The sequence below is a fragment of the Sporocytophaga myxococcoides DSM 11118 genome, from assembly GCF_000426725.1.
Taxonomy (GTDB): Bacteria; Bacteroidota; Bacteroidia; order Cytophagales; family Cytophagaceae; genus Sporocytophaga; species Sporocytophaga myxococcoides.
In genome coordinates, this window is record NZ_AUFX01000013.1 from 1 (window position 1) to 13,057 (window position 13,057).

Consider the following 13,057-nt stretch of genomic DNA (forward strand, 5'->3'; position numbering starts at 1 on the left):
AGGTAACCATGTTATTTAAACTCAATACATAAAATTTAAAATGACAATTAATTTAGGCTCAAGCAAAGTCATGAACTTAATAATTGATGCCATCGCTTTAAGTGATGGCATCAATCAAATCTATTAAGTTGACGGCTATGGTCTTCCGACCTGACACATTTGGCTAATTTAAGCAATAACTTGTCAGTGGTTCGTTGCTTTATTTCTAATAGTGTGTCTTTATTACCAAGGAATTTCGCCTGTTTCCGGATTATTTTCTTCACTGAAAAACTTACCTGTTGGTCCGTCTTTGTCAATCAAAGCATATTTTACAATTCGTTTTCCGGCATCTTCTAAAGTTCCTGTTCCTCTATGTCCATTGAAATCTGTTTTAGTATATCCAGGACATACTGCATTTACTTTAAAAGAACTTTCCTTCAATTCGTAAGCCAATACAACCGTGTACATATTTAAAGCAGATTTTGATGAAAGATAAACAGCCCCTTTATAATCATAATATTTATAGGCAGGGTCACTATGCAAAGTAATCGAGCCTTGACTTGAAGTCACATTGACTATTCGTGGCTCCGAAGATTTTTTTAATAAATCAATGAATGTTTGAGTCATTCTAACGGCACTGTAGACATTAGCATCATAGGCTGCTTTAAATTGGTCAATAGTTGAATCTAAAGCTGTTTGCGGATACCCCCCATAAATGCCTGCATTATTAATAAGAATGTCCAGAGCCTGTATTTTCTTACCGATTTCGATACGGGCTGCTTGTATCGATTCATCATTTGTTACATCTAACTGAATGACTTCTATATTTTTTATTCCCTCCGCTTTTAGTTTATCAATTGCTTCTCTACCTTTTACTAAATCACGAGAACCAAGGAAAACATAAACTCCTTTTTGTGAAAGTTGACGGGCGACTTCAAAGCCAATGCTTTTATTGGCACCTGTTATTAATGCTGACTTCATTTTTTATTTGTTTAAAATTTATGAAGCAAAAGTAGTCAGTCAATATATAGTGGGAATGGACAAATCTTTTTATTTGCCCGACAAATCCTGTTGGTTTGCTAAAAATTCGCTTACGCTTTGTCCAGTGCTTTTTTTGAAAAGTCGTGAAAAATAATCGGGATCATTGAAGCCCAATTCGTAAGCCAATTCTTTCACAGAAATTTTTGAATAGTGCAGTTTTCGTTGTGCCTCAGTCATCAAACGATTAATAATAAATTCCTTAGGTGAAACACCTGCAAACTCTTTTACAATTCCATATAAACTATTTGAGCTTAGCGCTAATTTTTCGGCAATAGAATTTATTGAATGTTGCTCGGTCAGATTTTTTTCAACCACAAGTTTAAATTCAATGTATTTTGAGAGCTTAGGATTCGATATAATACCTTGCTGTGTACCTTTGAAGTAGGCACTGTTGAGTTCTGTTAAGAGAGCATTCAAATGTGCTAAAATTATTTCTGTATCCGTTTGCTCCTTATTTGTGTATAGTATTTGATTTAAAATTTCAAAAACCTTTTTTACTCTTAGTTTAGCTGCAGGATCAAAATTTAAGGTTTGTTTGTTTAGCGGATTAACTAAAAAAGCAAACTGTTGGGGAAGTAAAGCTAAAGTGTTTTCATCAAACCCTAGTTTATAATATTCAAGTTTACCTGTTTTAGAAGGTGGCTCGAAAATTTGATTGGGTAAGGCAAAAAGTAAGTGTCCATCAGAAATGGTAAAGTCCTGTAGGTCCACTCCGTAAGTTAAAGAGCCACTGTCTATAAAAACAAAGAAATAGAAATTCAATCTATGAGGTTGAAATGCTTTTGGTAAGATTTCAGCAGGCACAAAATGATTTTCGCTTGAACCAACTTTTATTCTAAGTTTGTCATGCTGTTTTTCGATGTCTAATATTCCTTTATCTTCTTGCACTGTGATTGTTTAATTTTTTCAGGTTGTCGCTTTACAATGACCGATAACGGCTGAGCTATGATCCGTGGATTTGTATTAAGTCACGAATTCTCAATAGTCCTAATATGATTTGCCTCACATATGGCGAGTTAAAATAAGATTAACGAGGATTCACGAGAATAGCGATTTCTTCGCTACTTCAGTGGTTTCAGGTCGGAAAGACCTGAAACCACTGGAAGCTTTTACTGCATTACAATCCTTTTTACTTCATACCTGTTATTGTCGTCACTTATCTTTACAAAGTAATTTCCTTTAAGATTTAATGAGCTTAGATCGAAAGACCAAGAGTTTTGGTCGAGTGTTGTTTTATAGACTTCGTGCCCGAAAGTATTAAATATGGTTAACTTTAAGTCAGATCCATTCACTTCAAGTTTTTCAATCGAAACTTGTCCATTTGAAGGATTAGGATATAGTTTAAACAGTTCTGCTTTTTCTTTTTTTGAATTGATAGCTGTAATTATTTGTAATTTATAAAAGCCCCCATCAAAACCTACGGAATATCCTTCTGAATTGGACAGCATTTGAAAATCAATAATAGATGATGAAAAACCTGTCATTTCTGAAAAACTTTTTCCATCATCATAGGAAACCTTAAGGTCTCCGCTACGAAGATATAATGTACCGTCTACTACTTGTATTTTAGCTCCACTTAAATCGGTTGTAATAGGTGTCCAGTGTTCACCACCATCAGTTGTTTTAAGAATCTCAGTTACGGCAAGTGCATATCCGATGTTGGTGGTAGTAAAGAATACATTATTAAAATGCTCACTCGTCGGTTGTGAGATTTGCGACCAGGTCTTTCCTCCGTTAACGGTTTTAAAAATCTTACCACCCTCATTTGTAACAGCGTAACCTATTTTAGACTTTGGATAAGGGAAATGTATTGCAGAGATGGCAGCGCCACCGAATGCATTATTGGGATAGTGCGTCCAGGTTTTACCGCCATTAAAAGAATAAGACACGTCATCATTATTATCTGAGAATGCAAATGCTGTATCTGCATTTTTGATGTAAATTTCTCCTATGTCAATAAGAGCGGTGTTTATTTTTGTCCAATTTTCTCCGCCGTCTGTTGTTCTGAAACCTTCAGAAGGAGCATCTGTTGAAAGGATACCGATTTGTTTATTTGCAAACTGGATCGTGCGAATTGAATTATTAGTGCTGATATTCGGGGTTTTCCAGGTTTTACCACCGTCTTTTGTTTTTAAAAGTGTTGTTGTAACTCCAGCATCCCCTCCGACAAATCCAGTATCACTGTTAATAAAACAAACTGCAATTAAAGTTTCTGTTGTCGGGGTCTTTAATCGAGTCCATTGAGCAAATAGATTAATTGAACTAAATAATGCTAAAACCAGGAAATAATATATTTTCATTTTCTTTATGTTAATGTTATCCTATTCATAAGGCTTTTGGTGCCGCCTCGTTTTAATGAGGTTTCGAACTCCTCTTGTAAAATTAATTTACCTATACACTCTCTTATATGCAATTCAGTTTATACTTAAATAAAAGAGCCTTAGTATCTTTGCTAATGCTAAAGTAATATAAATTTAACAATTTTCTTACAGGTTACTCCTGATGACAATTCCCGAACTATAGTCCTCGTTTGACTCACCTCACATATGACTATTTAAAATAAGATTCAGGAGGATTCACGAGAATAGGAAATGCATCGCTTTATGTAAAGTTTAAAAAGATATTCTTGATCATAGATAACAGATAATATTTTAATTAAGCATTGAATGATTCCGTCCGCTGCAGACAATAGGACAGGGTAAACAATTAAGATTGACGAGGACTGACAAAAAAATCGATAGCATCCCTATTTCAAAATCCCCCTAATACAATCTAACTTTCTATTTATAAATACAGAAATCCAACCATTTAAAACAAATCATTAAAATTATTTTGCATCCTCAAACATTTATCGTAATATTGCATTATTATAATTAATTAACCTATTCAAATGGGAATTACCAAAACAGACAACTTCAACGATAAACAAAACAGAATGGCAAGCCTTGCAAAAGCTATCGGACATCCTGCACGTATTGCCATCCTGGAGTTTTTATTAAAGAAAAATACATGTATCTGTGGCGATCTGGTAGAAGAACTTCCACTTTCCCAGGCAACCGTCTCACAACATCTAAAAGCATTAAAAGAAGTTGGCCTAATCAAAGGCGAGATTGAAGGCACCAGCGTTTGCTATTGCATTGATGAGAAGGTCTGGAATGAAGCTAAAGAGGCCTTCAGCAAGCTGTTCGGTTCCTACAAGGGAGTTAAGTGCTGTTAAAAATTTTTTGACCCAAACTATCGTAATATTACAATGTACCAATATAACAATAACGAACTTAAACAAACAGTATAACAATGGAAAATACAAATGAAAGACTAAAAGGGATAGTAAAAGAGGAATACAGCAAAATTGCTTTACAATCCAAAGGACAAAATGAAACAAGTTGTTGCGGCGCCGGAAGTTGTGGAACCGGTACTTATAAAATTATGAGCGAAGATTATTCAAACCTCGAAGGATACAACCCCGATGCAGACCTTGGACTTGGCTGTGGCCTACCTACCGAATTTGCAAAGATCAAAAAGGGTGATACAGTTGTAGACTTAGGTTCCGGAGCAGGAAATGATAGCTTCGTCGCCAGATCAATTGCAGGCGAAGAAGGAGAAATCATAGGTATAGATATGACAGAAGCAATGATTCAGAAAGCTAAAGCCAATGCAGAGAAATTAGGATTCAACAATGTGCAGTTCAGATTGGGTGATATTGAAGATATTCCTCTATCTTCCAAAAGAGCTGATGTAGTAGTAAGCAACTGTGTAATGAACCTGGTTCCTGATAAGAAAAAAGCTTTTGATGAAGTCTACAGAATACTCAAACCTAATGGTCACTTTAGTATTTCAGATATTGTTTTAAAAGGCGAACTACCCGAATCAATTAAGAAAGAAGCAGAGATGTATGCAGGTTGTGTTTCTGGGGCCATTAAGAAAGGTGATTACCTGGAAATATTGTCTGATGCGGGATTCACTAACATTACTGTTCAGAAAGAAAAACAGATCAATATTCCCGATGAAATCCTCTTGAATTACCTGAATTCAGAACAATTAAACGAATTCAAATCAAAAGGATCCGGAGTTTTCAGCATAACAGTTTATGCGGAAAGACCAGAAACAGAATGTGGGTGCGAACCTGCTGCTAAGTGTTGTTAAATACTTGTATAAATTTATAATTCATGTTATTTCAAACTATTGAAAGTTATATTCAGGATGCTATCAGATCTTTTGATAGCATCCCTGCTGAAAGAAAAAAGACATTAGAGACAATCAGTCATTTCATTCAAAAGAAGGTAGATACAGGTAAAACATCAGAGCTTATTTATGTCTGTACACACAATTCCAGAAGAAGTCATTTAGGTCAAATATGGGGAAAGACGGCTGCCAGCTATTACGGGTTAAAAAATATAAATACCTATTCTGCCGGAACAGAAGTCACTGCATTCAATCCCAATGCTATTAAAGCATTGGAGAAAGCAGGATTTAAAGTTTCCAAATCAGAAGGAGAAGAAAAAAATCCTCAATATGCAGTTTCATATGATGACGAAAAGGAGCTTCCGATTATTTGTTTTTCTAAAACCTATGAAGATACTTCCATTCCCAAAGAAAGTCTTTGTGCAATCATGACCTGCACAGAAGCCGATGGAAATTGTCCGTTCATACCTGGAACAGAATTACGGATCTCCTGCCCTTACAATGATCCAAAAGTCTTTGATGGTACAGCACAACAGGATGAAATGTATAGTGAAAGATGCAAACAGATTGCAATAGAAAACCTTTACATTTTTTCACTAATGATACATTCAAAACGAAAATAAAAATGGTTCAGATTAAAAAAGTCGTCTCTTTTGAAGAGTTAGAAATGATCAAAGAGCTCTTCAAAGAATATGAACAATATTTAAATACTGATCTTTGTTTTCAAAGTTTCAAGGAAGAATTACAAAGTCTTCCAGGATGTTATTCCAGCCCGGATGGAGGATTATGGCTCGCTTTTGATAATAATAAACCAGTTGGATGTGTCGCATTAAAGAAACAAGACTCAAAATACTCTGAAATGAAAAGGCTTTATGTAAAACCAGAATATCATGGAAATGGAATTGGTAAAAAATTGATCGAAGCTACTATTCAGAAATCTAGAGAATTAGGATATGAATTTGTTAGATTGGATGTACTTCCCAAATCAGAAATTGCAATTGCAATATATAAATCTCTTGGATTTTCACCAATTCCCCCCTACTATCAGACAAATCAGGAAGTATATTTTTTTGAATTGAAATTAAAAAATCGTATTTAACAATATAAGCAAGCACAAGCGTGACTATCTCCTATTCATATAATATTCTGGAAAATGGTAAGAACTGCTACAATTAATGATATAACTCAGATTTTAGAAATCTACAATTACTACATCAAAGAGACGGTAGTAACTTTTGAAATAGAACAGCTCGATAATGTTGAAATGACAAGAAGGTTTAATGAAACTATAGACAAATACGAATGGATAGTTTGGCAAGATGAAAGAAATAATATACTAGGTTATGCATATTATAATTCCTTTAGACCACGTGCCGCGTATCAATACAGTGTTGAATCTACAGTTTATTTAAGACATGATTCAAGAGCTAAGGGAATCGGAAAACAACTGTATCAGGAGTTGCTGAAAAGATTTAATAAAAGCAAATACCGTGTTATTCTGGGAACAATTTCACTTCCAAATGAACCCAGTCCGGTTGCATGAATTGTTTGGTTTCAAAAAGGTAGGACATCTTGAATCAGTGGGGTTCAAATTCGGACAATGGATTGATGTAGGATACTGGCAGCTTTCAAAATCTAATAAAGAACCAGCCAAAGGATAAAATATCATTTAAACTCAAAAGCAAGTTAGCTGATCCATTAGAGAGAAAGCGCAAGCCTTGTGGGTGGAAGATTTAATGGTTCTTGATTTTTCTTTGGTTTGTAATATTGCTCCGGCAAAGATCTATTTGACTTAAAAATTAGAGCTCATAAAAAATACTCACAAGCGCCTATTTTGGTATAGTAAAATAAAAATTACTTCCCTTTCCTAATTCACTTTCTACCCATACTCTTCCACCATTTGCCTCCACGAGCTGTTTAACAATAGAAAGACCAAGGCCATAACTTTCAATGTTCTCTTTGCTATGCGCTATTTCAAACCGCTCAAATATTTTGGACAACTTATCTTCAGTAATACCCGAACCATTATCACGGACATAAATCTGATAATATTTATCTTTTTCAACAGCTCCGATTTTAATATCCGGGATTTCTTTGTCCATGTATTTGAAGGCATTGCCTATAAGATTCTGGAGAATTTGCTTAAGAGACGTCCTGTTATAATTAACTATAGGCAAATTATATGAAATATGAATTTGAAAATGAGAAGGCGGATTTAATGTAGTTAGAACATCTTGACAAAGATGCAAAAGATTGATAGGCTCTTTGATCTGCTTTTGCATTTTTGCTGTTTTCAAAACATTTTCAATAATGTCTTTCATATCCTCAACCTTTGCACCAACCATATCCAGCATTTTCATTCCTTCCTCACCAAAAGGTCTGGCCTGACAATCTTCTTTAATAAAAGGCACTAATCCTTCAATTACAGTAAGAGGAGCCTTGAGGTCATGAGAAATGATATAAGCATAGTTATCAAGTGAGTCATTTAACATTTTTAAGTTATCAATGATTATGGACAATTCTTTCGTTCTATCTGTCACACGCATTTCAAGCTCAGAATTAAGGGTCTTTAGTTGTTCAAGAATCTTAACTCTTTCTGTTATATCCTGAACAAATCCAGTGATCCTTATTATTTGCTTATTTTCATTCTTAATTACCCTTGCTTTCCCATAACTCACGCCTAACGAAGAATCTTTCCTAATGAATCTAAACTGATATTCAAATTCATCCTCATAAAAAGTAGTCTTGGTAAATAATTTTTTAATATATTCTTTATCTTGAGGATGTACTACCATAAATAGATTGTCTTCTTTAGGTTCGAATTCATTGGGCTCGTAACCATAGATCCTGAATAATTGATCAGACCAGATGGCACTTTTATTTTCAATATCGAATTCATAACTACCAAGATTTGCCATTCCCTCTGCAAGATTCAAAAGGATTTCTCTTTTCTGGATTTCATGTCTACTTCTTTTCCATTCGGTAATATCCAGGACCGTGCTTATTATTTTAATAGGATTTTCATGGTTATCATAAAATACCTTTCCCCTTGACCAAACATATTTAATTCTATTGCCCGGACATAAAATTTTATATTCAATATCGTAAAGCTTATGGTCAAAAATTGCTTTCTTAATTGCCTTGTTAGCTTTTTCCCTGTCGTCAGGATGAATGAATTCTTCAAAGGGATGACTTTCCAATGATATAGCATCAACATTTTTAATGATGACCGAACAAAGTATTTCACGCATCTCAGGACTTAAGGTTAATTTCCTGGTCACAAAATTCCATTCGTAGCTTCCGATTTTACCTAAGGCCTGCGATTGAAGGAAGATAGACTGAAGGTTTTCCAAGTCAATATCGGCCTCTTTTTGTTTGGTGATATCATCAAAGGTAACAAGAAGTTCAGTTTCACTTATTTTAATCATCACGTTCTTATACCATTTATTAAGACCTTGAAATCCATAATAAAAATCTATTTTAATTGATTCTCCAGTTTCTATGACATTTACTTGTAAATCGAAAACTCCTACTTCTCTCAGATAAGGATATTCTTCCAGCTGTCTTTTTCCAATGAGGTCAGTTCGTGTGTTGCCAAGTAAAAATTCAGCCCAACGGTTGATAAGGATATATTCAAAATCTATAATTTGATTTGAGGAATCTCTTATTACCTTGAATAATAAAATCCCTTGTTCCACCGATTCAAATACTGTGGAAAAAATCCCTGCTTCATTCACTAATTTCTTTTCAAGTCTTTCCCTCATATATTGAAAGAATGTTACAACATCCCTAACCTGTTTTGATTTACTTACTGGCTTCCACTCCTTTATAACAATTATCCTTTCCAATTAGTTATCCCAGACATTTTTATTAATTCTTTCCTTATACTATGGAATTATTACGCAAGCTATTCGAATCTGACTTTATGCCTCATGGCCATTGTTATTTTTGGAAGCCGGAAATTTATTTGACCAATGCAATCAGTGACACCATTATTGCTATAGCCTATTTTACTATTCCATTTAGTATTGTATATATTGTTAAAATCAGAAAGGATTTTAAGTATTATTGGTTATTGATTCTATTTGCCATATTTATTCTGGGATGTGGAACAACACATGTGATGGATGTGATAAACATTTGGAAGCCTTACTACCATCTTGATAGCTTGTTTAGAGTAATTACCGCATTGGCATCTATAGGAACAGCAATTGCTTTACTTAAGTACACTCCGGAAATAATATTGATACCTAATACAGAAGAATTCAGAGGGATAAATATAAAACTACAAGAACAGATCGTATTATTAAATCAAAAAGAGGAGCAGTTACGTATCGCCCAGATTCAATTATCCAAAGTAAATGAAGAGTTGGAAAAAAAGGTAAATGAAAGAACTACTGATTTAAGAAATGCGAATGAACAATTATCAAAAAGGTCTTTGGAATTGGAGCTAAGTGAAGGAAAACTTAGAACCTTAGCAGACAATATACCTAACCTTGTATGGATTGCAAACAAAGAGGGGGCAATCTCATGGTATAACAGCAGGTGGTATGAATATACAGGTAAAACACCTGAAGAAATGGAAGGTTGGGGATGGCAATCAGTGCATGATCCTTCTATCCTACCGGTAGTACTTGAGAAATGGAAAAATTCAATATCCACCGGACGACCTTTTCAAATGACTTTTCCAATTAAAGGAAAGGATAATAATTATAAACAGTTCCTCACAAGAGTGGTGCCGATAAAAAATTCAAAGGGAGAAATTGAAAATTGGTTTGGAACCAATACTGATATCACTCAGGAAATAATGGCACAAAAAATCTTAGAAGAATTGGCCTATAGTCAACGTCAGTTTAAATCAACTTTTGAGCAAGCAGCAGTTGGTATGGCCCATGTAGCACAAAATGGAAAATTCCTTTTACTGAATCAAAAGTATTGCGAATTACTTGATTATTCCTTAAATGAGCTCATTGATATACCTTTTAAAGATATTACATTTCATGAGGATATTAATGCTGATTTGGAACTATTTCAAAAACTCAAAGAAAAAGATATTCCTTATTATAAGATTGAAAAAAGATACATAAAAAAAGATGGTAGTATTATTTGGGTTAATCTTACAGCTTCCATTGTTTGGAATGAAAAGGGAAATTATGAATACGCAGTTGCCATTGTTGATGATATAACCGTACGTAAGCAAATCGAAGAAAAATTAATTCACTCCAATATTGAATTAAAAAAAATCAATACTGACTTGGATAATTTTATATATACCGCTTCTCATGATTTGAAAGCTCCTATCTCTAATATGGAAGGACTCCTACATACTATTTTCGATGAGACTAAAGATATATTTACAATAGATGTTCTTCAGCTTTTGAAAATGATGGAAGAGTCTATTAACCGGTTGAAGATAACAATAAAAGAACTGGCAGAAATTAGCAGAATTCAAAAAGATACCGAAGATAAAAGAGAGCCAATTTCTGTGATGGAAATTTATAACGAATACATAGAAGTTCATAAGGATAAGTTAGCAAAATGTAATGCTATTTTCACCACCGAATTTAATGAAAAAGAAGTTTACCTTTCCAAACAAAATTTCAGAACAATTATATACAATCTAATCAATAACTCCATTAAGTATCACCATCCGCAACGGAGTCCAGTAATTCATTTAAATACTTATCGGGAGGATAATTTTGTAGTTTTTAAAATAACTGACAATGGCATTGGATTTGACATGAGCCAAAAAGATAAAATTTTTGGAATGTTTAAGAGATTGCATGCACATGTTCCTGGATCTGGGGTTGGTTTGTATTTAGTTAAAAGAATTGTCGAAAATTCAGATGGAAAAATAGAAGTCAACAGCGAAGTTCAAAAAGGTTCTGAATTCAGAATATATCTACCTATTATTGATTTTAGGTAATTAAGTTTGAACAAACATAATTAATCCTCCTATTCCTCAGCCTGTGTTTGCTCCATAGCCGTCAACCTAACATTGTTCTGTAAACCATAATCGGCTGTTTGGTCATCCTGAGCCCTGCGAAGGATCTGATAGTCACAAAAAATTTGTTATTTAAACTACCATTCTGCCAGATAGTTAATTTTATTCATTTTGAAAGCGCAGAGTGACAAAGAAAAGATTCTCCATAAAACAAGAAGCCCCGACCAAATCGGGGCTCCTTGTTTATATTGAAATACAAGCTTTTATTGAAAATGAAAGCCAATGATAATTTACTTTTTAACAACTTTCATTATTTCCGTCTGACCTTCCACATACACAAAGTAAATCCCGCTTGACAAATGTGAAAGGTCAATAATACCGGCGATGGATTGTTCCTGATGTACAATAGTGCCTAATGCATTAGTCAGCGTAACGGATTTGCTATCACAATTCTTCAATTGCAATTTATCATAAAAAGGATTTGGGAAAGCTGTCATTTTTGTATCAGGCTTCTCCACTACCGAAGTAACAACTTCAGTCAGGAACGGAGAACTATACTTCCATAATCTCGGAGTTTGATCTGTGCTAAAAGCTCCGGCATTTAAATATCCTGTAGCGAAGTACAATGTTCCATTTACATTAGTAAGATTATAAGTTCCAATATAACTGTCTGCAGGATCCGTAGTAAGTTTATTCACCTGATGCGGAATGGTATCATTTATATTCATTTGAAAAAGTCCATAGTCACTTATAAAATCACTAAGATTATCTTCATCTGTCTGACTAATATAAAATAAAGTAGGGCCAATATTTTCAACACCTCTATACTCTGAATAATAAGCTTCTATAAATAAGAAACGAAAAGTATTTTCCGGAGTTCCATCTGTTTGCCAGAAATATCTACCGGATTCACCTGCTATGATCAGAACAGCCTTCCCGTCAACTTCCTTGAATTCTACTGAATGTGGATCAAATCCAATAGGTTCAGTCAACTGTACTGTACCTTCAGCTGTTCCATCTGTAATAAAGACAGGGAAATTCATTGCCAGATTATTATTTACAACAAACAGAATCTTGCCTTTGTAATATTCTATAAGACTAAAATTATAACCAATATCTATTCTTTGTAAAAAAGTAGTATCACCTATCGACCCGTTCGTTGAATATATTTTAAGGACATCATCTCCTGTACCATATTCATGAAAACTAGTAGCAAAGATCAACTTATCATCAAGCACGCCCAGTATCCTGACAAATGCAAAATTATTATCTTGCGTTCCGTCTATATTATCAGCAAAATCATCATCCTCCAGAATTACTTCAGGTGTAGCTCCAGGGCCATTAGTTCGAAGCAAAGAATCACCAGAAATATAGTATGTGTATCCATTTAATACGTATGGTGCACTTTCGGATGGAGGAAAGGGAAAATCATCACCGTTTGGTTGAAGAACAGTTCCAAGAGCTGTACCATCTGAAATATAATATTTCGGCGAAGGATCTTGAGTAACGATATATATATTCTCATTATCTGTTAAAATTGAAGCAATATGTTCATTCAGATCGATCACCATTTGAGTATTTGCCGGGTTACCACTGGAATGCCACAATTGATCTTTGATAGCAAAGTAAAGATCTTCGCCCTCTCCAAATGGGGTAAAATGACTTGGACGGTCTGGCAGTTCAGAAACTAGTTGTGGTTGTGACATCAGCAGGCCACTAAGTAAAAAAAAGACGACGAAAAGTAAATTTTTCTTCATGAGTATATTAAAATTTAAGATTAAACATAGTCACCCAACCCCTGGAAAAATAAAATGTTTTAGGAGGTAATATCGCTAACCCGATTCTAAAAAAAGTTATTCCTATATCTTCCTATAGCTCAAACTGTTGCTCCTCTCCTACTCCTTCGCAAAC

The 13,057-nt window shown here is 34.3% G+C and carries 11 protein-coding genes; 6 read left to right on the forward strand and 5 right to left on the reverse strand.

The window, feature by feature from the left end:
* Positions 1-222: 222 nt before the first annotated feature.
* The 3 genes from K350_RS0116225 to K350_RS0116235 form a co-directional block, all read right to left on the reverse strand.
* The gene (locus tag K350_RS0116225) at positions 223-960 is read right to left on the reverse strand and encodes an SDR family oxidoreductase (RefSeq protein ID WP_028980809.1); all 738 of its coding nucleotides are present in this window, start codon (positions 958-960) and stop codon (positions 223-225) included.
* A 69-nt stretch (positions 961-1,029) separates the two neighbouring features.
* Positions 1,030-1,908 carry an AraC family transcriptional regulator gene (locus K350_RS0116230; RefSeq protein WP_051313208.1) on the reverse strand — a complete coding sequence of 293 codons (879 nt, stop codon included), beginning with the start codon at positions 1,906-1,908 and terminating at the stop codon, positions 1,030-1,032.
* Positions 1,909-2,129: 221 nt separating this feature from the next.
* Positions 2,130-3,320: a T9SS type A sorting domain-containing protein gene (locus tag K350_RS0116235; RefSeq protein WP_028980811.1), complete on the reverse strand. Its 1,191-nt coding sequence runs from the start codon at positions 3,318-3,320 to the stop codon at positions 2,130-2,132.
* Between the two features lie 590 nt (positions 3,321-3,910).
* Here K350_RS0116235 and K350_RS0116240 point away from each other — a divergent pair.
* From K350_RS0116240 to K350_RS29150, 5 genes are all read left to right on the forward strand, one after another.
* Positions 3,911-4,237 (forward strand): ArsR/SmtB family transcription factor, encoded by a 327-nt coding sequence (locus K350_RS0116240; protein ID WP_028980812.1) that lies wholly within the window; start codon positions 3,911-3,913, stop codon positions 4,235-4,237.
* Between the two features lie 77 nt (positions 4,238-4,314).
* Positions 4,315-5,163, forward strand: coding sequence for an arsenite methyltransferase (locus tag K350_RS0116245; protein ID WP_028980813.1), 849 nt, complete (start codon positions 4,315-4,317; stop codon positions 5,161-5,163).
* A gap of 23 nt (positions 5,164-5,186) precedes the next feature.
* The gene (locus K350_RS0116250) at positions 5,187-5,825 is read left to right on the forward strand and encodes a low molecular weight phosphatase family protein (protein ID WP_028980814.1); all 639 of its coding nucleotides are present in this window, start codon (positions 5,187-5,189) and stop codon (positions 5,823-5,825) included.
* A 2-nt stretch (positions 5,826-5,827) separates the two neighbouring features.
* Positions 5,828-6,301, forward strand: coding sequence for a GNAT family N-acetyltransferase (locus K350_RS0116255; protein WP_028980815.1), 474 nt, complete (start codon positions 5,828-5,830; stop codon positions 6,299-6,301).
* Positions 6,302-6,355: 54 nt separating this feature from the next.
* On the forward strand, positions 6,356-6,745 hold the full coding sequence (locus K350_RS29150; protein WP_051313209.1) for a GNAT family N-acetyltransferase: 390 nt from the start codon (positions 6,356-6,358) through the stop codon (positions 6,743-6,745).
* A gap of 286 nt (positions 6,746-7,031) precedes the next feature.
* On the opposite strand, the gene K350_RS0116265 is transcribed toward K350_RS29150, so the two are convergent.
* Positions 7,032-9,050: a sensor histidine kinase gene (locus K350_RS0116265; protein WP_028980816.1), complete on the reverse strand. Its 2,019-nt coding sequence runs from the start codon at positions 9,048-9,050 to the stop codon at positions 7,032-7,034.
* A gap of 41 nt (positions 9,051-9,091) precedes the next feature.
* Between K350_RS0116265 and K350_RS31380 the strand changes: the two genes are divergently transcribed.
* Positions 9,092-11,128, forward strand: a complete 2,037-nt coding sequence (locus K350_RS31380) for a PAS domain-containing sensor histidine kinase (RefSeq protein ID WP_051313210.1) — start codon at positions 9,092-9,094, stop codon at positions 11,126-11,128.
* A gap of 308 nt (positions 11,129-11,436) precedes the next feature.
* On the opposite strand, the gene K350_RS0116275 is transcribed toward K350_RS31380, so the two are convergent.
* Positions 11,437-12,903 (reverse strand): T9SS type A sorting domain-containing protein, encoded by a 1,467-nt coding sequence (locus tag K350_RS0116275; protein ID WP_081671037.1) that lies wholly within the window; start codon positions 12,901-12,903, stop codon positions 11,437-11,439.
* Positions 12,904-13,057 lie beyond the last annotated feature (154 nt).